18 protein-coding genes are annotated in these 21,145 nt (G+C 56.2%); 15 read left to right on the forward strand and 3 right to left on the reverse strand.

Features of this window, described 5'->3' with window-relative positions; all coding sequences use genetic code 11:
• The first annotated feature begins 5 nt into the window (after positions 1-5).
• The 3 genes from NYE26_RS00655 (at position 6) to NYE26_RS00665 (ending at position 4,126) form a co-directional block, all read left to right on the forward strand.
• On the forward strand, positions 6-638 hold the full coding sequence (locus NYE26_RS00655) for an NAD(P)H-binding protein (protein WP_339253167.1): 633 nt from the start codon (positions 6-8) through the stop codon (positions 636-638).
• Positions 639-1,258: 620 nt separating this feature from the next.
• The gene (locus tag NYE26_RS00660; RefSeq protein ID WP_339253169.1) at positions 1,259-3,280 is read left to right on the forward strand and encodes an NAD(P)H-hydrate dehydratase; all 2,022 of its coding nucleotides are present in this window, start codon (positions 1,259-1,261) and stop codon (positions 3,278-3,280) included.
• Between the two features lie 417 nt (positions 3,281-3,697).
• Positions 3,698-4,126: a hypothetical protein gene (locus NYE26_RS00665; protein WP_339253170.1), complete on the forward strand. Its 429-nt coding sequence runs from the start codon at positions 3,698-3,700 to the stop codon at positions 4,124-4,126.
• Positions 4,127-4,136: 10 nt separating this feature from the next.
• On the opposite strand, the gene NYE26_RS00670 is transcribed toward NYE26_RS00665, so the two are convergent.
• A complete protein-coding gene (locus tag NYE26_RS00670) occupies positions 4,137-4,592 on the reverse strand; it encodes a hypothetical protein (protein ID WP_339253171.1) in 456 nt (151 codons plus the stop codon).
• A gap of 370 nt (positions 4,593-4,962) precedes the next feature.
• On the opposite strand from NYE26_RS00670, the gene NYE26_RS00675 reads away from it, so the two are divergent.
• From NYE26_RS00675 to sdaAA, 3 genes are all read left to right on the forward strand, one after another.
• Positions 4,963-5,373: a GNAT family N-acetyltransferase gene (locus tag NYE26_RS00675; RefSeq protein WP_339253173.1), complete on the forward strand. Its 411-nt coding sequence runs from the start codon at positions 4,963-4,965 to the stop codon at positions 5,371-5,373.
• Between the two features lie 247 nt (positions 5,374-5,620).
• Positions 5,621-6,337: an L-serine ammonia-lyase, iron-sulfur-dependent subunit beta gene (sdaAB, locus tag NYE26_RS00680; RefSeq protein WP_339253175.1), complete on the forward strand. Its 717-nt coding sequence runs from the start codon at positions 5,621-5,623 to the stop codon at positions 6,335-6,337.
• Positions 6,334-7,212, forward strand: coding sequence for an L-serine ammonia-lyase, iron-sulfur-dependent, subunit alpha (gene sdaAA / locus NYE26_RS00685; protein ID WP_339253177.1), 879 nt, complete (start codon positions 6,334-6,336; stop codon positions 7,210-7,212). The genes sdaAB and sdaAA overlap by 4 nt, the downstream gene beginning before the upstream one ends.
• A gap of 37 nt (positions 7,213-7,249) precedes the next feature.
• Here the strand turns inward: sdaAA and NYE26_RS00690 are convergent, their stop codons facing one another.
• A complete protein-coding gene (locus NYE26_RS00690; RefSeq protein ID WP_209877347.1) occupies positions 7,250-7,552 on the reverse strand; it encodes a hypothetical protein in 303 nt (100 codons plus the stop codon).
• A gap of 72 nt (positions 7,553-7,624) precedes the next feature.
• Between NYE26_RS00690 and NYE26_RS00695 the strand changes: the two genes are divergently transcribed.
• Positions 7,625-7,822, forward strand: coding sequence for a YwbE family protein (locus tag NYE26_RS00695; protein ID WP_036732721.1), 198 nt, complete (start codon positions 7,625-7,627; stop codon positions 7,820-7,822).
• Here the strand turns inward: NYE26_RS00695 and NYE26_RS00700 are convergent.
• The gene (locus NYE26_RS00700; RefSeq protein ID WP_339253180.1) at positions 7,809-8,624 is read right to left on the reverse strand and encodes an HNH endonuclease; all 816 of its coding nucleotides are present in this window, start codon (positions 8,622-8,624) and stop codon (positions 7,809-7,811) included. The genes NYE26_RS00695 and NYE26_RS00700 overlap by 14 nt on opposite strands.
• A 307-nt stretch (positions 8,625-8,931) precedes the next feature.
• On the opposite strand from NYE26_RS00700, the gene NYE26_RS00705 reads away from it, so the two are divergent.
• The 8 genes from NYE26_RS00705 to NYE26_RS00740 all read left to right on the forward strand — a co-directional run bounded on the left by NYE26_RS00705 (position 8,932) and on the right by NYE26_RS00740 (position 21,088).
• Positions 8,932-9,414, forward strand: coding sequence for a hypothetical protein (locus tag NYE26_RS00705; protein WP_339253181.1), 483 nt, complete (start codon positions 8,932-8,934; stop codon positions 9,412-9,414).
• A 52-nt stretch (positions 9,415-9,466) separates the two neighbouring features.
• Positions 9,467-10,480 (forward strand): LacI family DNA-binding transcriptional regulator, encoded by a 1,014-nt coding sequence (locus NYE26_RS00710; RefSeq protein ID WP_339253183.1) that lies wholly within the window; start codon positions 9,467-9,469, stop codon positions 10,478-10,480.
• Positions 10,481-10,589: 109 nt separating this feature from the next.
• The gene (locus NYE26_RS00715) at positions 10,590-11,933 is read left to right on the forward strand and encodes a glycoside hydrolase family 30 protein (protein ID WP_339253185.1); all 1,344 of its coding nucleotides are present in this window, start codon (positions 10,590-10,592) and stop codon (positions 11,931-11,933) included.
• Between the two features lie 461 nt (positions 11,934-12,394).
• Positions 12,395-15,622 carry a cellobiose phosphorylase gene (locus NYE26_RS00720; RefSeq protein WP_339253186.1) on the forward strand — a complete coding sequence of 1,076 codons (3,228 nt, stop codon included), beginning with the start codon at positions 12,395-12,397 and terminating at the stop codon, positions 15,620-15,622.
• A 941-nt stretch (positions 15,623-16,563) separates the two neighbouring features.
• Positions 16,564-17,229 (forward strand): hypothetical protein, encoded by a 666-nt coding sequence (locus NYE26_RS00725; RefSeq protein ID WP_339253188.1) that lies wholly within the window; start codon positions 16,564-16,566, stop codon positions 17,227-17,229.
• A 161-nt stretch (positions 17,230-17,390) separates the two neighbouring features.
• On the forward strand, positions 17,391-18,380 hold the full coding sequence (locus NYE26_RS00730) for an ABC transporter permease subunit (RefSeq protein ID WP_209877335.1): 990 nt from the start codon (positions 17,391-17,393) through the stop codon (positions 18,378-18,380).
• Between the two features lie 18 nt (positions 18,381-18,398).
• A complete protein-coding gene (locus NYE26_RS00735) occupies positions 18,399-19,289 on the forward strand; it encodes a carbohydrate ABC transporter permease (RefSeq protein WP_339253190.1) in 891 nt (296 codons plus the stop codon).
• 98 nt (positions 19,290-19,387) lie between these two features.
• Complete coding sequence (locus tag NYE26_RS00740; protein WP_339253192.1) at positions 19,388-21,088, forward strand: extracellular solute-binding protein; 1,701 nt, start codon at positions 19,388-19,390, stop codon at positions 21,086-21,088.
• The last annotated feature ends 57 nt before the right edge of the window (positions 21,089-21,145 follow it).

Below are 21,145 nucleotides of genomic sequence, written 5' to 3' on the forward strand. Positions count from 1 at the left end.
GGAGAATGGATATTGTAGTGTTTGGAGCATCGGGCAGGGTTGGAAGTGCCATCGTACAGGAAGCGTTAAAAAGAAAACATGAGGTCACGGCTGCGGTACGCAGACCTGAAGCCTTCAGCCTTCAGCATGAGCGTCTGCAGGTGACGGCTGCTGATCTGCTGGACCCGACCTCGGTAACGGCAGCCGTGCGCGGACATGAGGAGGTAATCAGTGCTTTCGGTCCGGCGGCAGGGCATGAGAATGATCTGCTGCGGGTAGCGGATTCACTGCTGGAGGGGCTGCGGGCGGCTGGGCTTGAGCGTCTGATCATTGTCGGCGGAGCAGGCAGCCTCAAGACGGAATCGGGAGAATGGCTGATGGACACCGCCGGATTCCCGGAGGACTACCGCGCGCTGGCTTCGGCTCATGCTAATGCCTATGAGATCTATAGAGGGTCGGAGCTGGATTATACGTATCTTAGTCCGCCTGCCGCTCTGGTAGACGGGCGCCGTACCGGCCAATTCCGCATCGGCCTCGACCGGCTGATTGTAGACGAAGACGGCCGGAGCAGCATCAGCATCCAGGATTTTGCCGTGGCGGTCATCGATGAGCTGGAGGAAGGTAATTTCAGCAGAGCCAGGTTTACTGTAGGGTATTGATGGGGGGATACGCGGAGGCGGAAGGTGAAAAGGCAGAGGAAAGGAAGAGGTGGAGTCAGCGGCAGGTTTAATCGCACTTTGTACAACTAAAACGCCTGATATTCTACCGATTATCCGTTTAGTTGCAGTCTGTACATTTAAAAATGCCGCTGTGCCGGGATTCTCCCCAATTGGGCAGATTTAGTTGTACAAACTACAGTTAGAAGAGGCCAGCCTTGCTTTTGAGTGTTTTTAGGTGTATGGAATGCAACTATGGATCCAAGTATGCTTCCTTTAAATTATATTTACCTATTCACTTATCTGGTCCTCAGGACTGAATAGTTGGAATCATTACAAGCAGGTAGTTGTAAGGTGGGTAAAGGTGGGTAAAGGGGAGATGAAGGTAAGTAGAAGTCCCAGCTGTCTTTACCTGCCACTATCGACCCTACAGACTTACGCCTGCATATCCTTAAGTATCTAATATAAAGGTATAAAGGTCCTCTTCGTAGCGGGAGGGCTTTTTTCTTTTTTTGCTGTTATAGTAGCTCGGCGCTCGTCGGCCGCCATGAGTTCCTTGGGTTATTTGCTTGCTGAAACGGGACTTAGTACAATCGAAGCAACTATGAAGGAGGTCTGGACCAATGGATGTGGTAACAGCGGAGGAGATGCGGGCATTAGACCGTGACACGATCGAGCGGCTGGGCATCCCGGCCATCGCCCTGATGGAAAATGCCGGACGGGCCATTGCCGAGGAGGTCATCGCCCTATGCCGCCGCCGGGCAAGTGAAGCTGGTGTGCCTGGTGGCGGGATGTGGGGGGCTGGAGCGGGAGCGAAGTGGGATGGAACTTGTACGGCTGGAGGTGGAGTGTGGAGTAGTGAAGCGGGAGTGCCAGGTAGCGAATTGCAGCGTGATGGAACGAGATCGGTTGGTGGTGAAGCACGGCCTATTGGAACAGGTGCAGTTGATGATCGAGTGCGGTGGAACGGAGCGGGAGTGCAAGGTAGCAAAGTACCCGGAGCGGGAGCGAGTGTTGATGGTGCACGGAGTGATGGGTTCGGCACGGCTGGAGGTGGATCGTGGAGAAACGGAGCGGGAATATTAGGTGGTGGAGTGCAGTGGGAAGGAGCGGGAACGACAGGTGGCGGAATGATGCGGAACGGAGCGGAAGCAGCTGGTGACGTAGTGGATGCGTCAAGCGGGCGCGGGGCGCCTGGCTTCGGCGCTGACGCTGCGGGCTTCTCTGTCAGCGGAGATGCGGCGCTGACGCTTGCCGGTGCCGGCGGAGAGCATTGGCTCGTCCTCGCCGGCAAGGGCAATAACGGCGGCGATGGCCTCGCCGCCGCCAGGCACCTGCGTGAGGCCGGCATCGCCGTCACGCTGGTGTACGCGGCCGCGCCGGAGTCGCTGGCCGGCGAAGCCGCGCTGCAGCGTGATGCCGCTGCAGCTATGGGCATTCCTGCCGTAGTCTACGGCAGGGACGCCCTGGACCTTGCCGCATGCAGCGGCATCGTGGATGCGCTGCTCGGCACAGGCAGCGCGGGAGCCCCGCGCGGTGCCTATGCGGAGCTGATTGCCGCTGCGAACGCCAGCGGCAGAGCCATTGTGTCCGCGGACATCCCCAGCGGGCTGGATGCGGACACGGGGGAGACGCATGAGCCCTGCATTCATGCGTCAGTGACCGTCTGCCTCGCGTTCCTGAAGCGGGGGCTGCTGCAATATCCCGGCGCTGGGGCCGCCGGGCGGGTCGTGGTCCGCTCCATCGGCATACCCGCTGCCCTTGCCCGGGAGGGCGGCGTCCAGGTCAGCCTCCTGACGCCGGAAGTACTGACGGCGCGCCTGAAGGTTGACCTGGCGCGCCGCCGTTCGCCCGAGGGCCACAAGGGCACCTACGGGCATGTCCTGCTTGCAGCAGGAAGCCTGCGCATGAGCGGCGCAGGCCTGTTGTCTGCCCGCGCTGCACTGCGTGCAGGCTGCGGGCTGGTAACCTGGGCGCTGCCGGAGAAGCTGCTGCCCTATGTGATCGGTTCTGTACCGGAGCTGATGCTGGCCCCGGTCACCGGAGGTGACGGGGAGTGGAACGCGGGTACGGCCGCTGAAGTGCTGCGTCTCAGTACCAGCCGCGATTGTACAGCCATCGGCCCCGGCCTGGGCCGGTTCGAAGGAGACACGGAGTGGCTCCGCAGACTATGGGAGGAGACGGAGGGTCCTATGGTTATTGATGCGGATGCGCTGAATATACTGGCGGATACCGATTACCGGAGCTGGAGCCGCCGCCATCCGGTTATTCTGACCCCTCATCCGGGGGAGATGGCCCGTCTGGCGGGGATATCTACAGCGGAGGTGCAGCGGGACCGGATCGGATTGGCATTGTCTTACGCAGTTCAGCATGGGGTAATCCTTGTGCTAAAAGGAGCCCATACCGTAATAGCAACGCCCGAAGGGCTGGCCTATATCAATATCACCGGGCATCCCGGTATGGGTACCGGCGGTGCGGGCGATGTGCTGACAGGCATCATCTCCGGTCTGCTGGCCCAGGGCCTGGAGGAGGATCAGGCCGCCGCGTTCGGAGTCTATCTACACGGGCTGGCCGGAGAACGTGCTGCCCGGAAGCGGGACCATCCTGCTGCCCTGATCGCCGGGGATATTATAGAGGCGCTGTAAGTGTAAGCAACGGCGTGATTTTTCCAACCAACAGCGCCAGCCTTCCGGCAACATTCATTAACAAGTTCAAGCTCTTGCTCGCTCTGGCGCACGGGCTGCTTGGAGTTCAAAGTCTATGTTAGTCTGCTGTCTGCTTTAGCGGATAACAGGTGGATTTTGTCCACCTGCTGATGAGCAGATGAGTTCTGGCGGGACGTTAGTTGGATAAACGGCACTTAATTTAGCACATTTCACCCCAGGCGACAAAACTAACTTTATTAGTTGGAGCTTTTCCGCTTTCCTGCCTGTAAACGGCAGAAACGGATGAAATAAGACACATTTCTCCAATTGTTTGCTTCGGGCATCCTACTTGAGCGCGATGCACCGGACGATAAGAGTTAACGCAATGTGCCAGCGCGAGGTCATCAGCCCCAATGTATGCGAAAACCGAACACAATGTGTGAGCGCGAGGTCATCGGGCCCAATGTAATCGAAAAACCGACCATATTGGGCCTGACGGAGGCGTGTGGTCCCAATGTAATCGAAAAACCGACCATATTGGGCGTGACGGAGGCGTGTGGTCCCAATGTAATCGAAAAACCGACCATATTGGGCCTGACGGAGGCGTGTGGTCCCAATGTAATCGAAAAACCGACCATATTGGGCGTGATGGAGACGTATGGTCCAAATATAGTCGAAAAACCGACCATATTGGGCGTGACGGAGACGTATGGTCCCAATGTATGCGGAAAACCGAACACAATGTGCCATGAGAAGGGTTTGCGGTTTCCGAATACTGATCCCATCCAGCCCGGTATCCAGCCTTACCCACCATCCCGGCCCTCCCCAGTGCTCCGCCCTGCCTGAACCCGCCAGGTCAGAACAAGACCAGACAGATCAGTGGAATGAACAGAGCGAAGAAGGGAAGCAGGATCGGGAAGCGTTCGCCCGCGATCTGGGCGATGCGGAACAGCAGCAGGACTGCGAGTCCGGTAAGGCCGGAGACAAGGGAGTCGCCGCCCTGCTCCGCAGCGAGCCACAGGCCGGCGCCATAGCCGGCAATGGCGTACAGGGCCAGCGCCGGGCTGAGCGAGGTGGAGCGGAAGATGCGCAGCAGCGCATCGGCCAGGATGGCAGCCGGCAGGCCGTAGGCGTAGATGGCATAAGGCACCGATACCGGCCAGCCGGACGGAATTCCGTTCTCATAGCCATGGATCAGCATGAACAGGGAGATCAGGATGAAGGTCAATCCGGCGGCCGACAGCTTGGTCAGAGCGTACATGCCCGCATTCAGGCGGACAGAAGGCAGGTTGAAATCCTTGTGTTGATTCATCGCTATACATCCTCTCGGGTTGGGAATGAACAAGGCCGGCGTGACCGGCTGAAGCCTGGACATGGATCAGTTGGTAACGGTCCTGGTGCTGAGGGGGAAAAGCGACAGGCTGCACATGGGAGACCGTCTTTTCAAAATATAAGAAACTTATAGGTTTCACACGATAACTTATCCTTCTATTTCTCGCTGAAACGGTACCGTCCTTTCAAAGGACGGCAAAGCTGTTTCCACTTGCCATAATAAGGATACATGGGGTTCATCGGCGGTTACTCCTCCTTGCCTGCTCAGCTCTTCCGTATATGGGTATGCATGCGCCCAGAAAAGCGTGCGGCGTGAAGTGGAGTCATTAACTTAGAAATGGGGAGAATGCATGATATATAGAGCAATGACAGGGGACGATTACGAAGCGGCTTACCGGTTGTGGGAGAATACGGACGGAATGGGTCTCAGTGAAGCCGACTCGCGTGAAAATATCATCCGTTATTTGGAGCGGAATCCGGGCATCAGCCAAGTGTGCGTGAAGGAGGACGGCACCCTAATGGGCACCGCGATGTGCGGGCATGACGGACGCAGAGGCTACATGTACCATGTGGCTGTCGACAGCAGCAGCCGGGGAAGCGGTACAGGCCGTGAGCTGGTGAGGCGTTGCCTTGCGGGACTGCGCGAAGCGGGCATAACGAAGTGCCATCTCATGGCGATCGAAGATAATGCCCTGGGCCGCAGCTTCTGGACCCGTATCGGCTGGCAGGAGCGGGACGGCTTGGTGCTTTTCTCGAAATAGAATGTATAGACTTCACGCTATACATTCTCCTTCTATTTCTCGCTGAAACGGTACCGTCCTTTGTAAGGACGGCAAAGCCGTTTCCACTCACAGAGCAGCGAATAATAGGTCACAATTCATGTAATAGTGTAGCTTTGGTGCGGACGCAGTATAATATATAGGTGCTGTACAATGAACGGATGGACATCATTACATCATTCGCTATTCGCTGTACATGGCCGAATTCAGATAGCGGGAGACCAAAACTATGAGATTTAAAGATGTATTCTCAATTATAGGCCCGGCCATGGTCGGGCCTTCCAGTTCTCATACAGCGGGAGCCGCGCGGATCGGGCGGGCCGCAAGGCAGGTGCTTGGTGAGCTGCCGGGAGAGGCCGAGGTTACGTTCTTCGGTTCTTTTGCCGCGACTTATCAGGGACACGGGACAGACCGGGCGATCGCCGGGGGGCTGCTTGACTTCGCCACGGACGACCACCGGCTGCCGGATTCCATTGAGCTTGCGGCCAAAGCCGGGATGAGCATCTCCTTCGGTCAGGGAACGGGGCTGTTTCCCCATCCCAATACGGTCCGTCTGCGCCTTACAGGCAGGGAGAGCGGGACGGAGATGACCCTTACCGGCACATCCATCGGCGGCGGCAATATTGAGATTGTAGATATTGACGGCTTCAGCGTGAAGCTGACCGGCATGTACCCGACGGTGCTGATTCAGCATATGGATTATCTGGGTGTGCTGGCCAGTGTTACGGATGTCATGCGGGAGGGCCAGTTCAATATCGGACATATGTCACTCGACCGGAAGAACCGCAGCGGGGCGGCCTTGACGGTGCTGGAGCTGGATGAGCCAGCCACGGCGGAGCTGCTGGAGAAGCTGCGGGCGCTTCCGGCAGTGAAGAGCGTCAAGGTAGTCGATTTGAACGGCAATACACAAGAACAGACACAGAAGGGGAAGGACATCACAACATGAACTTTCAAACACTCAGCCAGCTGGCTGTACTATGCGGGGAGCGGGAGCTTGGGATCGGTGCTCTGATGCTTGAGGAGCAGAGCGCCGAATCCGGCCGTTCCCAGGAGCAGGAATTCGCCACCATGCGCGAGTATTACGGGGTCATGAAGGAAGCGGTGCAGCGCGGCATGACCGAAGACACCACCTCACGCAGCGGCCTGACAGGGCTGGATGCCCAGCGGATGGCCGCCTATAATGCAGCGGATGAGCCTTGTCTCGGGGGACCGGCAGGCCAGGCAATGGCGTATGCCCTTGCCGTCTCTGAAGTGAACGCTTCTATGGGCCGGATTATTGCCACACCGACTGCCGGCTCCTGCGGAATTATCCCCGGTGTGTTCCTGAGCTGTCAGGAGCGCTTCGGCTGGGACGATGATTATATGGTCTCCGGTTTGTTCGCGGCTGGAGCGATAGGGTATGTTATTGCTAATAATTCTTTTGTATCGGGTGCGGAAGGCGGCTGTCAGGCCGAGGTGGGCTCAGCGATCGGTATGGCGGCCGGAGCCTTGACTGAGATGCGCGGCGGGACTCCGGCACAGGCTGTACATGCAGTAGGTCTTGCGCTCAAAAATACACTGGGGCTGATCTGTGATCCGGTAGGCGGACTCGTGGAGATTCCATGCATTGTCCGCAACGGCTTCGGTGCCGTTACGGCGCTTGCGGCGGCGGATATGGCCCTGGCCGGCGTCCGCAGTGTGATTCCGTCCGATGAAGTGATTAAGGTCATGCTAGAGGTCGGCTCTGCGATGCCCGAGAAGCACCGGGAGACGGCAGGGGGCGGGCTGGCCCAGACCCCGACCGGCCGCCGGATTATGAAGGATCTGCGGAAACCGAAATAACCTCCCGGTCACAGGCGCTCTTGCAGTCTGCCGTTCATCAGAGCATACGGAAGCGTTCCAGGTGCTCCCATAAGCCCTCCTGCCGGAGGATCTCCGCCTGCTTCGGGCCCATGAGGTCGAAGTGGGGGAACGGCTGGCGGTTATGAATATACCGCGCCGGGAGACCGTGCTTCCTGCACCACTCCCGCAGGCGGGGCAGATCGCTGCAGCCCACCTTGGTGACTGTTGTGATCTCAGGGTAGCGTTTATCGATCCAGTAATGGGTCAGGAACGCAATCTCCCCTGCGGAGACGGCCTGTTTCCAGCGGGTTAATTCCGCCCGGTTGATTCCAAAAGCCATGGCTGTTCATCCTTATCTGTAAGAGTAAGTAGACTATATATTACGCGAATATTAGCGGAAGGAGAGTGTATTATGAACGGACAAGTAAGAGCGGATATCCGCCCCGGCATTCAGGTAGATATCGTACTGAAGCAGGATCAGGCGACCGGCAAGCTCACGCACGGCACAGTCAAAGACATCCTGACCAACTCGCCCCGCCATCCGCACGGGATCAAGGTGCGGCTCTCGGACGGCCAGGTTGGACGGGTCAAGAACATTACCGGCTCATGAATTGCTCCACTAACTGGTCAGCCTTCGTCTGATTGCATAAATTGCAGGCACAGACGCAGTTATCCGGCGTAGTATGCCCGCCTTTGGCGCGGGGGAGTAGATGATCGATGGTATCCCCGTATTGGCCGCAGAAATAACAGGTATAGTTGTCCCTCGTCAAAATATAGGCGCGGAAGTCCTTATTGCTGTACAAGCGGCGGATCGTACGCCGGTTCACGACGATGGCCGCATGCTCCTTGACCAGTGTCACGGCAAGCTCAAGGTCGATCTCCTGATGCCAGCGGCGGCCCTTATCGCTGTGCCCGCGCATGAGAATCATGCCCTTGGCCGAAGGAATCAGGGCAGAGGCATCCTGCGGATCGGGCTTCGGCCCGCGCTGCTGCGGAAGGCTGCGCCCGGTCTCGGCGGCATGCCGGGGACGCGCCTTGCCCTTAAGGCCTGGCGCTCCCGCGCTGCCTCTGGCGTCCCGGGCACGCTCCGGCCGGGAGGCTGGACGGGGCTGGGCCATGGGCGGCTTTGCCTGCTCAGGCGCAGATGCCCCGGAGACAGAGACCGGCCCCTTGTCCCGCTTGAGGGGCCTGGCCGGTCCGGCCAGGCGCTCCGGCAGGGCAGGCGCTACGCTTGCCCGCACTGGCGGCAAGGAAGCCTCGGCCTCGCGGAGCTTGCGGCATTCCCGGCACGCTCCGCGCCGGGACATGCCTTTGGCGCGCTTGCCTGTGCGCCTGCGAAATTCAGAGAGCGGCTTAAGTTGATGGCAGTACGCGCATTTTTTGGATGGAGGTAGAGTTGTAATCTCAGTCATAAGTGTACTTGGCAGAAGCAGCCTTAAGCCGCAACCGTCCAATCCCTTCTGTATTGTGAATGATAAATGCATCTGCTTGCATGCGTCCGCTTTAATGTCAGGAGTTGTCCTAATTGATACTAGTATAGCGTAAACCGCAGACATTCACACAGCAGGCACATCATGCAAATTTTCCGGAGTGTGATTTCTTTCCCGGCAATCTTGAGGAGAAATCTGTAAAATCTCAATAAAGCATAGGCGCTAACCAGAAATAGCCCTAATCCGTAGCCGGAAAATAGGTGCCTGAAATGGGGAATGAGGAATGAGGATGAACGCTGCTAAAAAAATGCCAGTTGCTGTTAAGGTGCTGCTGGTACTTCAAGGGTTTTTGAGCTTGGGGGCCATCGCAGGCGGGCTGGCGCTGCTAACTGATCCCAGCGGGGAATTGCTCGGCATGCCGGCCTCTGCAATGGTACGAATGCCCTTTCACAGCTTTGCCGTCCCTGGGCTGCTGCTGCTGCTCGTATTCGGTCTGCTCCCGCTGCTCGTGCTGTACGGCCTCTGGAAGCAGCCGCAGTGGGCTTGGAGCTACGCCTTGACACCGTTCAAGGAGCGGCATGCGGCCTGGAGCTTTTCGCTCTATATCGGCTTCGGCCAGATTATCTGGATTATGGTGCAGACCTACATGTGGAACATGGTCAGCTTGATTCATGTGTTCTATATGTCACTGGGAATGCTGATTCAGATCTTGACGCTGCTGCCTGAGGTCCAAAGATATTTTATGCTGGACGGCCGTGCCGAAAGAAGTTAGAATGTCAGTGAACATAAAAGGGCTTTCATTGAGCTGCGGGAGTGAACCGGAAATGACCACGATATACGATATTGCCAAAAGGACCGGCTACTCACCAACCACAGTGTCCAAGGCGTTCAATAACTATTCCGATGTGCGGGAGAAGACGCGTGAGGAGATTCTGCGTACCGCCAGGGAGATGGGGTACCTTCCCAATGCGCATGCACGTACACTGACGACCAAGAAATCCTGGACCATCGGTGTGCTGTTTGTGGAGAATACGGGGGCGGGAATCCGCCATCCTTTTTTCAGCGCAGTGATTGAGAGCTTCAAGCAGGTTGCCGTAGCCAAGGGCTATGCCCTCATGTTCATCTCGAAGGATGTAGGCGGCAAGCAGAGCGGATATCTGGAGAACTGCCGGATTCGCGGCGTCGACGGGGTGGTAGTGTTCCTCTCTGATTATGATGACCCGTATTTCCGGGAGCTGCTGGAGAGTGATATTCCGACCGTGGTGCTCGATTTCGAGACGGAGCTGTCACATACAGTCTGCTCGGATAACATGACGGGTGCGCTGCAGGCCGTGGAGTATCTGGTCAGTCTTGGACACCGCCGGATTGCCCATATCTCGGGAGGCGGGAACACCTATCCGGGACAGCAGCGGGAGCTGGGGTACAGAACGGCTATGAAGCAGCAGGATCTTGAGGTGCCGGATGAATATGTGGCCGAGGGAGCCTTCTACGCGCTGGAGAATGGTTATGGTGCAATGAAGCGTCTGCTGGCGTTGCCGCAGCGGCCGACGGCTGTTTTTGCTTCGGGTGACTTGCTGGCCCTGGGTGCGGTAATGGCGGCTAAGGATGAGGGGCTTGCGGTGCCGGAGGATGTCTCTGTGATGGGCTATGACGACATTGAGCTTGCCGGATACGTTACGCCTGCGCTGACCACTGTACGCCAGAATACTGGAATGCTGGGGACCCGGGCGGCGGAGCTGCTGCTGGCATCTATGAACGGTCCAGGTACGGCTCAGGAAGCACTTGTGCTGCCTGTGGAGATTATTGTGAGGGATTCCTGCGCACCGCCGCGCATGTGATGAAGGTGCGTACATTCAGGAATACCTTTTTTTTCGGCAAAATCGAAACCGGTTTCGATTTTTTTCGTCCCTGGTTTCGCCTAGCAAAAATAATAAAGGAGTGATAGACATGACAACCGTTCAAACCGTAGTCACCGCCAAAGATACAGGAGATCGCCTGAGTCGCAAGGATGGCATTCAGTTCAGCGCAGAGGGCGCAGCGGCAAAAGCAGATATCGTGCTGCACCCGGAGCAGGCGTTCCAGACCATTATTGGTTTTGGCGGAGCATTCACAGAAGCAGCGGCGTATACCTTGTCCCGGATGAGTCCGGCGAAGCGTACGGAGGTCATCCGGCGGTATTTTGACCCGGTAGACGGGCTGAATTACAGTATGGGCCGTGTGCATATCCATAGCTGCGACTTCGCACTCGGTAATTATACGTATGTGGAGGATGGGGATACGGAACTTAAGACCTTCGATATCTCGCGTGACCATAAGTGGGTGCTGCCGCTGATTAAGGATGCCATGGAGGTGCGGGGCGGACCGTTCACCATGCTGGCCTCCCCGTGGAGCCCGCCCGCCTGGATGAAGACGAACGGGGAGATGAACAACGGCGGCTCGCTGAAGCCGGAGTATGCGCCGGTCTGGGCGCGGTATTATACCAAATTCATCGAGGCCTACCGCAAGGAAGGTGTTCCGGTCTGGGCCGTCTCTGTGCAGAATGAGCCGGCAGCGGTGCAGACCTGGGATTCCTGTGTATACAGTGCTGAGGAAGAGCGTGATTTTGTCAAAAACCATCTCGGACCCGTGATGCACGAAGCCGGAATGGGCGATGTGAACATCGTGATCTGGGATCATAACCGCGACATTATGGTCGAGCGCGTGACCCCGATTCTGTCGGACCCGGAAGCTGCACAGTATGTCTGGGGGACCGGTATCCACTGGTATGGCGGCGAGGAGTTCGGAAACGTGGAGCAGGTGCATGAGCTTTTCCCGGATAAGCATGTGCTGTTCACCGAGGGCTGTCAGGAGGGCGGCGTGCGTCTGGGCGAATGGTTCACGGGCGAGCGCTACGGCCGCAATATGATCGGCGATCTGAATGCCTGGACCGAAGGCTACCTGGACTGGAATCTGGTGCTGGATGAGACGGGAGGACCGAACCATGTGGGCAATCTCTGCGATGCTCCGGTGATCGCGGATACGGCTACTGACGAGGTCCACTACAACAGCTCGTATTACTACATCGGGCATTTCAGCAAATTCATCGCCCCGGGTGCGGTGCGGATCGGGCTTGAATCGGCAGCGGCAGATGTGCTGTCGGCTGCGTTCCGCAATCCGGACGGCAGTCTCGCTGTGGTGCTGATGAACGAAGGCGGGGAAGCACGTACGCTGACGCTGGGACTGGGCGCTGAGACCGCCGAATGCACGCTGCCTGCGCACTCTATCGCGACCCATCTGATTACGCAGGGGTAGGCCTGCGGAGCAAGAGGAAGAGGAAGAGGAGTAGGGACGGCGGAGTGTGCTTGCAGGAGTAGCGGCTGTGAGAAGTTGGAGTGGCTTAGTAGGCTTGCAGGTTTAGAGGCTGTGAAAAATCGGGAGCATCGGATAGGCCTGTAGAGTCTAGAAGCTGTGAGAGGTAGGCGCGGCGGATTTAGGTGAGTCTGAATGCCAGACGGCTTCCGGGCCGCCGCCGATTGCATTTTGTACACTAGATCCCTCCAATTTCCGCCTAAATTAGCGATCTATTGCACTACGTACAGTAGAATTCTGCAAAAACGGCATTATCGGGCAGAAAGCCGGAAATCTGCTGTATGAAATACAACAGGAGGCTGCCAGAAGCGCGACTAGACAAATTCTAGTGCACTAAATGCAATCACCGCTAACGCAATCACTCACAAACGAATACGTATATTGATATTTTTAGGAGGAATAGAATGAGTAAGTATACTTTTGACGCCGGAAAATTTGTCATTGAGCAGTTCCACGAAGGCAAGCCGTTCGCCAGCTTCCTGCCGGGCCTTGCCGGACTGAAGGGGATACCGATGTGGACATTCTATGTGAACCGCGGCCAAGGGATTAGCAGCTTCGGCGTGCGGGACAAAAACTCGCCGATCATGGAGTTCTCGCCGGCCAATATCTCCTACAAGAATGTAACATCGACCGGCTTCCGCACCTTCATCAAGCTGAAGGGGAACGCAGAGATCTATGAACCGTTCCAGTCGGCCCGCCCGGACCAGGCAGCCCAGCGGATCATGACCATTCTGCCGAACGGACTGACCATTGAGGAATCGCATGCCGGACATGGCCTGAAGACCACAGTCCACTATTTCAACCTTCCGGGGGATGATTATGCCGCGCTGGTCCGTCAGGTGGAGATTCAGAATATCGGCGGAGTTGAACTTGCGCTTGAACTGCTGGACGGTCTGCCGGAGGTGCTTCCGTTCGGAGTGGCGAACGGAGGCTATAAGGAGATGGGGAACCTTCTCCGCAGCTGGATGGATGTGTTCAACCTTGAGCACGGGATTCCGTTCTACAAGCTGCGCTCCGGCACGAATGACGATGCCGAAATCGGCAAGATCGAGAGCGGGCATTTCTATCTCTCCTCCACGGCGGAAGGAGAGCTGCTCCGCCCGCTTGTAGATTATGAAGTGATCTTTGGCGGAAATACGTCACTGACCTATCCTGACCGCTTCGCGGCGCTTCCGCTGGCCGAGCTGCTGGCACAGGCGCAGTATCCGGTCAACAAGGTGCCGTGCGGATTTAGCGGCACTGCCCGGACGCTTGCCCCCGGGGCTTCGCTGAAGCTGAACACCATCATCGGGCATGTAAATGATATTGCCCGGATTAATGAACGGACGGCGGAGCTGTGCCGTGAGGAGTATTTTGCCGCCAAGTCCCTTGAAGCTGCCGCACTGACCGAGGAGTTAACTGCGGATATCGCCACCCGGACGTCCTCGCCGATCTTTGACGCGTATTGCCGCCAGTCCTATCTCGACAATTTCCTGCGCGGGGGATATCCGTTTATCTTTGACAATGGGGAAGAGGGCTTCGTGGTCCATCTCTACTCCCGCAAGCATGGCGATATGGAACGGGATTATAACTTCTTCTCGCTGGCCCCCGAATATTATTCGCAGGGGAACGGGAATTTCCGCGATATGAACCAGAACCGCCGCAACGACGTCTTTTTCCATCCCAAGGTGGGCAGCTTCAATATCAAAATGTTCTATAGCCTGATTCAGGCAGACGGCTACAACCCGCTCAGTGTACAGGGCACCAGCTTCGAGATTCTGCCGGGTGCGGAGGAGCAGCTTAAGGCATGGCTGACCGGGGCGCTTGCAGAGCAGCATGCGGGACTTACTCAGCTCCTGGCCGGACGCTTCACCGCAGGCAGTCTGATTAACTATATTGCCGATCAGCAGATCGTGTTAACCCTAAGTGAGCAGGAATTCCTCAGCGGGGTGCTTGCGTTGTCGCAGCAGAACATTGAAGCCGCCTTCGGCGAGGGGTTCTGGTCGGATCACTGGACGTATAACCTGGACCTGGTGGAAGGCTATCTGGATATTTATCCTGAGCGCCTTGGAGAGCTGCTGTTCGGGGATGAGACGTATGCGTTCTACGACTCTCCGGCCTATGTCCTGCCGCGCAGCGAGAAGTACGTGATCAGCGGCGGCAAGGTGCGGCAGTTCGGAGCTCTGCTGGAGGATGAGGAGAAGCTGCATAAGCTGAAGCGCAAGGCATCCGGTACCGAGTGGCTGCGCACACAAGGCGGGCACGGGGAGATCTACCGGACCAGTCTGTTTGTGAAAATGCTGTCGCTCGCCCTGAACAAATTCGCCACGCTTGATCCATACGGTATGGGTGTGGAGATGGAGGCGAACAAGCCGGGCTGGAACGATGCGATGAACGGACTGCCGGGCCTGATGGGCTCGGGCATGAGCGAGACACTGGAGCTGAAACGGATGCTGGTCTTCATGGTGGAAGCGCTGGAGAACAGTGCCGGGCTTCCTTCCACAGTGGCTCTTCCATCGGAGATTGCGGCGCTGCTCACACAGGTAGGCCAGGCTGTAACGGAAGTGCTGGACGGTTCGCTGGCTGAGTTCCCGTATTGGGACCGTGTGGCCGCAGCGCGTGAGGCATACCGGGCGTCCGTTCGGTTCGGGATCACGGGCGAGACCGGCGAAGTCTCCCTTGAAGTGATCCGCGGAATGCTGGAGCAGTGGCTGCACAAAGTGGATCAGGGGATTGCGCGTGCGGTAGACATGGGCGGCGGACTGGTGCCAACCTATTTCCGTTTCGAGGCTACGCGCTTCCGGCCGGTCACGGATGCTGCCGGCGAGCCGGTCATCAGCGGCTATGGACTGCCGAAGGCAGTCGTAGAAGAATTCGAGGCTTCGGCGCTGCCGTATTTCCTGGAAGGCCCAACCCGCTGGCTGAAGACACTGGAGGATCAGCAGACCGCCAAGGCTATCTACAGCAAGGTGAAGCGGAGCGGGCTGTTCGATCCGGTCACCTCGATGTACCGGACTTCGGTATCACTGGAGGAAGAGGGGCATGAGATCGGACGCATCCGGGCGTTCACCGCAGGCTGGCAGGAGCGGGAATCGAACTTCCTGCACATGTCCTATAAATACTTGCTTGAGCTGCTGAAGGCGGGACTGTATGAAGAATTCTACAGTGAGCTGAGAACGTCGCTGATCCCGTTCCTTGATCCTGAGGTATACGGACGCAGCACGCTGGAGAATTCGTCGTTCATCTCCACCGGCGGCAACCCCGACCCTGCCACACATGGCAGAGGGTTCGTGGCCCGGCTGAGCGGATCCACGGCCGAGTTCCTGAGCATGTGGAGAACGATGATGGCAGGCAGCAGCCTGTTCGCTACCCGGGATGGCGAATTAACGCTGGCGCTGCATCCGGCTCTTCCCGGCTGGCTGTTCGACGAGCAGGGAGAGGTCTCCTTCAAGCTGCTGGGCAGCACGGAAGTGACGTATGTGAATCCGCGTCATGCGGATACCTTCGGCGACAGCAAGGCAGTTATTCAGACGCTGGCACTGACCTTCCGGGACGGTGCGGAGCGCATAATTACCGGTGGCCTGCTGCGCGGCGCAGATGCCGAAGCCTTGCGGCGCGGGGAGATTGCCGCGATCCGTGCGGTGATGGAATAACGGGCATAGATAGTGGTGGAGAGGAGGTCCTTGCGGGGGCCTCCTTTCTGGTTTTATAAGGAAGCATGATTCCATCTATTGTGAATAAGACAGCGCGGACTAAATGTAATCGAAAAACCGATTACAATGGGCGGGCGGAGGGTGTGCGGGCCGAATGTAAGTGAAAAACCGATTACAATGGGTGTGCGGAGGGGGTGCGGACCGAATGTAATCGAAAAACCGATTACAATGGGCGGGCGGAGGGTGTGCGGACCGAATGTAAGTGGAAAACCGATTACAATGGGTGTGCGGAGGGGGTGCGAGCCAAATGTAAGTGGAAAACCGATTACAGTGGGCGGGCGGAGGGTGTGCGGACCAAATGTAAGTGGAAAACCGACTACAATGCGCCGGCGGAGGGTGTGCGGACTAAATGTAATCGAAAAACCGATTACAATGGGCGGGCGGAGGGTGTGCGAGCCAAATGTAATCGAAAAACCGATTACAATGCGCCGGCGGAGGGTGTGCGGACTAAATGTAATCGGAAAACCGACTACAATGCGCCGGCGGAGGGTGTGCGGACCGAATGTAATCGAAAAACCGATTACAATGGGCGGGCGGAGGGGGTGCGGACCGAATGTAATCGAAAAATCGATTACAATGGGCGGGCGGAGGGTGTGCGGACCAAATGTAAGTGGAAAACCGACTACAATGCGCCGGCGGAGGGTGTGCGGACTAAATGTAAGTGAAAAACCGACTACAATTGCAATAGGCTGACGCAGACTCCAACTTAGACGCAAATTCACCAGTCCAAAAGTTAGTTTATAATACTAAGGTATACATCTGCTAACAGGATACAGCCGGAGGTGATATATCAGATTGGGTTAATCTAGCTTGGGTTGGAGTAGCTCGGTTTGAATGACCTTAGAGCAGAGCGACCAAACACGAGAGGAGCTACATTAAGAATGAGCGAGCTTAAGATCGGACTGATTGAGAAATACTCCATGATTATTCCCGCCGCTGAACGGGAGACGTGGGAGGCTAAAGGCTGGACGGAAGAAAGTTCGTTCAGGGACTTCCACTATGAAGCGGAGGAAGGCGAGGCGATGATGACCGCCAGACCCCGGACCCTGACAGAGATTGACACGGACTCGCTGATGGGCAGCCGGGTTGCCGGATTTCACCGCCATCTGGGAACCTATGGCATGGGAGGTCCCGGGTTCTTCGGACTGCTGCTGGAGAAGGAGAGCGTTCGGCAGTATCTTGTGTATGCCGTCTGGGCATCGGGCCAATATATTCTGCTGGACGGCAGAGTGATTGAATGCCACCTGAATTACAACAAGAGCCACCGGCCGTGGATATCCAGCTGGGCAGGGGAGCCTGAGGAAGAGCAATGGGATGAGCTGACGGCAAAAGTAACGGGGAGCGTGGTGTCCGCTGTCTGTCTGACCGATGAGGAGCTGCGGCTTGAGCTGACGCAGGAGGGTGCGCGATCCCAGCTTGTTTTTTACAAATACCATCAGGATCTGCCCCCGCTGGGAAACGGCCAGCCCCGCAAGCCTGCGTTTGAGGACGGCGTGATCGGTGACTATCTTGTTTTGTCGGAGGAGCATGCGGTTCTGCATGTGTAAGAGGCTCGGCTTGGGGAGCCCAGAAGAATACTCCAAGCCGAAATATGAGCCCCTAAATACGAAATATGAGGCCTTTTACCGTATACCTAAAACGCATACAATACTTACATAGAGATGAAAACGCTTCACATAAACAGATAGGTATCCTGGAGGTCCACACGATGGAGAACAAACGAAATACCAAGCAGGACCCGGTCATGGGTCCGCTCATTCCGGCGTCAATCGAAACCGGTTCAGGTCGAAAACATTCACTCTGGAGGAAATTTGTAGCCCAGCGGCATTTGCAGACGATGGCCCTGCTCGGCGTAGCCTGGATGATTGTATTCAACTACATTCCAATCTATGGCCTGATTATTTCCTTCAAGGAGTACAACATCGTCAAATCAATTGCCGAAGCCCCCTGGGTGGGCCTGCAGCATTTCAGGGAATTATTCGACGACGACGAGTTGCCCAATGTTATACGCAATACGCTGGGAATCAGTCTGATCAAGCTGATTATCGGATTCCCGCTGCCGATTATCTTCGCTTTATTTCTTAATGAGGTCCGTTCCCTCCGGTATAAGAAGGCGATTCAGACGATCTCCTATCTGCCGCATTTCCTCTCCTGGGTCGTGCTTGGCGGAATTCTGGCCACCTGGCTGGCCGATGTGGGGATTATCAATAGTATCCTGATGGCGCTGCACCTCATTGACCAGCCGATTACGTATCTGGCCGAGCCAAGCTACTTCTGGACCATTATCATTAGCTCCGACATCTGGAAAGAGCTGGGATGGTCAGCCATTATCTATCTGGCGGCGATCGCCGGTGTCTCTCCGGAGATGTATGAGGCGGCGACGATTGACGGAGCCGGGCGGTTCCAGAAAATGTGGTTCGTTACACTGCCGTCTGTCCGGGGCACGATCAGCATTCTGTTCATTCTCGCGGTCAGCGGAGTGCTGAGCTCCAACTTCGACCAGATTCTGGTGCTGCGCAACTCGCTGAATGACAGTGCTTCTAACGTCATTGACTATTATATTTATCAGACAGGTATTGTCTCTAACCGCTTCTCCTACTCTGCGGCGGTCACTCTGGTTAAGGCGGTCATTGCACTGATTCTGCTGCTGATTGCTAACCAGGTATCCAAAAAAATCAACGACACGTCGCTGTTCTAGAACAAGGAGGATCTATCTATGTTTGCACTCAAACGCAGAACCAAAGGCGAAGTCATCTTCGACATCATCAATAATCTGGTCATGCTCTGCGTCTGCTTCCTGACGCTCTATCCAATCTGGTATGTGCTGGTCAACGCCTTCAATGACGGCAATGACGCCATGCTAGGCGGAATCTACTGGTGGCCGCGCATCATCACATTGAAGAACTTCGAGGCGGTCTTCGCAAGTCCGGGCATTATGCTGGCGATGGCCATTACCGTAGCCAAGACAATAGTCGGTGTTGCCGTGCATGTATTCTTCACAGCAATGGTCGCGTATGCTCTATCCCGCAGGGATCTGGTGGGCGGCAAAATCTACATTCTGATCGGTACGGTCACCCTGTTCTTCAACGGCGGGCTAATCCCGACCTTCCTGCTGAACCGCGACCTGCATCTGCTGGATAACTTCCTGGTCTATATCATCCCGGTGATGTTCAGCTTCTTCGACCTCATTATCTTCATGACCTTCTTCCGGGAAATTCCGGATGGTCTGGATGAAGCGGCGCGGATTGACGGGGCCAACGACTGGTCGATTCTGCTGCGGATTGTGCTGCCGGTCTCCATGCCGGTCATTGCCACCATCGCGCTGTTCCACGGGGTTTATCAGTGGAATGATTATTTTACCGGCATTATCTACATCAACAACGTGGATCTGCAGCCTATTCAGACCTATCTGTTCCGGGTCGTGGCCCAATCCAGCTCCAATACGATGATGACTGCTGTCCAGGGCAGCGCGGCCACAAGAACGGTCACCTCACAGTCGATTAAGCTGGCTACCATGGTCGTGACCACACTGCCGATCGTGTTCGTCTATCCGTTCCTGCAGCGTTATTTTGTCAAAGGCATGATGATTGGTTCGATCAAGGGCTAAGCATCTGCAAGCCACAGGTAACTCCTCCAACGCCCGGGTGTCATAAGGGCTACGGGGTTGAGCTTATAATTTATATTATCTAGAAAAGGGGTAAACAAATGGGCATGAAACATAAGCCGAAGAAAACGGTCCTGCTGCTCTTGGGACTCATGATGGCCTTCTCTGTTACGGGCTGTGGCAGCAAGGATAACGCCGCGGGCGGAAACACGGGGAATAATAAGCCGGCGAACACGGAGGCTACAACGGCACCTGCAACAGATGCTGCAACACCGGCACCTGCGGCTTCGGCCGATGAACCGGGCTGGAAGAGCGATACTTCACCGATTACTTTTGACTGGTATCTGAACTTTGCCTGGTTCCCGAATAAATGGGGCGTAGATCCAACCTCTCAATATGTGACCAAGAAGACCGGCGTTAACCTTAACTTCATCGTGCCTGCAGGTAATGAGAACGAGAAGCTGAACACGCTGATGGCTTCCGGCAAGCTGCCGGACTTCATTACGCTCGGCTACTGGGAAGATGCAATCAAAAAAATGGTAGAAGGAGATCTTGTGCTTCCGCTGAACAAGCTGGCAGATGAATATGACCCTTACTTCTACAAGGTATCGGATAAGGATAAGCTGGGCTGGTATACTCAGCCGGACGGCAATGTCTACGGCTATCCGAACTCCTCGTCCTCCCCGGCCGATTATAAGCAATACGGCGATACCTACGTATCCAACCAGACCTTTGCGGTCCGCAAGGATATCTATGAAGCCATCGGCAGCCCGGATATGCGTACGCCTGAAGGCTTCCTCGCCGCGCTGAAGGCAGCGCAGGAGAAATTCCCTCAGGTGAACGGCCAGCCGCTGATTCCGCTCGGTTTGCATGAGTTCACCGAGAACGGCAACGACTCGCTGGAAGGCTACATTCAGAATTTCCTGAACATCCCTTGGGAAAAAGACGGCAAGGTCTATGACCGTGAGACAGATCCTGAGTATGTCCGCTGGATGAAGACTCTCCGCCAGGCGAACCAGGACGGACTCTTGGCGAAGGATATCTTCATTGACAAGCGTGCGCAAATGGAAGAAAAAATCGTACAGGGACGCTACTTCGCAATGCTCTATCAGCGTACAGACTTTGCTTCGCAGCTCGGTACAATTTTCCAGAAAAACCCTGATCAAGTGTACATTGCGGTAGACGGACCGGCCAACACCAAGATGGACCCGCCTGCACTGAACGGCCCTGGGATCTCCGGCTGGACGGTGACCCTGATCTCCAAGAATGTGAAGGATAAAGCGCGTGCGATTAAATTCCTCAGCTACCTGAACAGTGAAGAAGGTCAAAAGGATCTTTTCCTGGGTGAAAAAGGCGTCAGCTATGATACAATTGACGGCAAGGACCAATTCCTGCCTGAAGCGCTGAAGCTGATGAACTCAGACCGCGGAGCCTTCGATAAGCAGTACGGTTCATCCTTCACCTTCTGGATGATGCAGAACACCAATATTACCGATCAATGGAAGCCGGAATCGGTAGAGCCTTACAAACAACTGGAGGACTGGACGAAGGGCAAATCGGTCAACACCTCCGAATTCCAATTGATTGACCCTACCGGCAACTCGCCGGAAGGCATTATCGCGACCAAGCTGAAACAGCTTCGCGGCAAAACCATGCCGAAGCTGCTGATGGCGGATTCCGATGCAGACTTCGATAAGATCTGGAGCGATTATCTCGCCAAGAAAGAAAAGGACGGCCAGGCGACCTTCGATGCCTACCGCCAGACGAAATATGAAGAGAACAAAAAGAAGCTTGGAATGTAAGCTTAACGAATATGGCCCAATTGCCCGCGACCTGCGGGCTTTTGGGTTTTCAACTTG

This window comes from Paenibacillus sp. FSL P2-0136 (assembly GCF_037975325.1).
Lineage (GTDB): Bacteria > Bacillota > Bacilli > Paenibacillales > Paenibacillaceae > Paenibacillus_AQ > Paenibacillus_AQ silagei.

Bases quoted from the DNA above. Each gene is read 5' to 3' on its own strand.
- NYE26_RS00655 (WP_339253167.1), top strand. From the start codon at position 6: ATGGATATTGTAGTGTTTGGAGCATCGGGCAGGGTTGGAAGTGCCATC.
- NYE26_RS00660 (WP_339253169.1), top strand. From the start codon at position 1,259: ATGGATGTGGTAACAGCGGAGGAGATGCGGGCATTAGACCGTGACACG.
- NYE26_RS00665 (WP_339253170.1), top strand. From the start codon at position 3,698: ATGCGAAAACCGAACACAATGTGTGAGCGCGAGGTCATCGGGCCCAAT.
- NYE26_RS00670 (WP_339253171.1), bottom strand. From the start codon at position 4,592: ATGAATCAACACAAGGATTTCAACCTGCCTTCTGTCCGCCTGAATGCG.
- NYE26_RS00675 (WP_339253173.1), top strand. From the start codon at position 4,963: ATGATATATAGAGCAATGACAGGGGACGATTACGAAGCGGCTTACCGG.
- sdaAB (WP_339253175.1), top strand. From the start codon at position 5,621: ATGAGATTTAAAGATGTATTCTCAATTATAGGCCCGGCCATGGTCGGG.
- sdaAA (WP_339253177.1), top strand. From the start codon at position 6,334: ATGAACTTTCAAACACTCAGCCAGCTGGCTGTACTATGCGGGGAGCGG.
- NYE26_RS00690 (WP_209877347.1), bottom strand. From the start codon at position 7,552: ATGGCTTTTGGAATCAACCGGGCGGAATTAACCCGCTGGAAACAGGCC.
- NYE26_RS00695 (WP_036732721.1), top strand. From the start codon at position 7,625: ATGAACGGACAAGTAAGAGCGGATATCCGCCCCGGCATTCAGGTAGAT.
- NYE26_RS00700 (WP_339253180.1), bottom strand. From the start codon at position 8,624: ATGACTGAGATTACAACTCTACCTCCATCCAAAAAATGCGCGTACTGC.
- NYE26_RS00705 (WP_339253181.1), top strand. From the start codon at position 8,932: ATGAACGCTGCTAAAAAAATGCCAGTTGCTGTTAAGGTGCTGCTGGTA.
- NYE26_RS00710 (WP_339253183.1), top strand. From the start codon at position 9,467: ATGACCACGATATACGATATTGCCAAAAGGACCGGCTACTCACCAACC.
- NYE26_RS00715 (WP_339253185.1), top strand. From the start codon at position 10,590: ATGACAACCGTTCAAACCGTAGTCACCGCCAAAGATACAGGAGATCGC.
- NYE26_RS00720 (WP_339253186.1), top strand. From the start codon at position 12,395: ATGAGTAAGTATACTTTTGACGCCGGAAAATTTGTCATTGAGCAGTTC.
- NYE26_RS00725 (WP_339253188.1), top strand. From the start codon at position 16,564: ATGAGCGAGCTTAAGATCGGACTGATTGAGAAATACTCCATGATTATT.
- NYE26_RS00730 (WP_209877335.1), top strand. From the start codon at position 17,391: ATGGAGAACAAACGAAATACCAAGCAGGACCCGGTCATGGGTCCGCTC.
- NYE26_RS00735 (WP_339253190.1), top strand. From the start codon at position 18,399: ATGTTTGCACTCAAACGCAGAACCAAAGGCGAAGTCATCTTCGACATC.
- NYE26_RS00740 (WP_339253192.1), top strand. From the start codon at position 19,388: ATGGGCATGAAACATAAGCCGAAGAAAACGGTCCTGCTGCTCTTGGGA.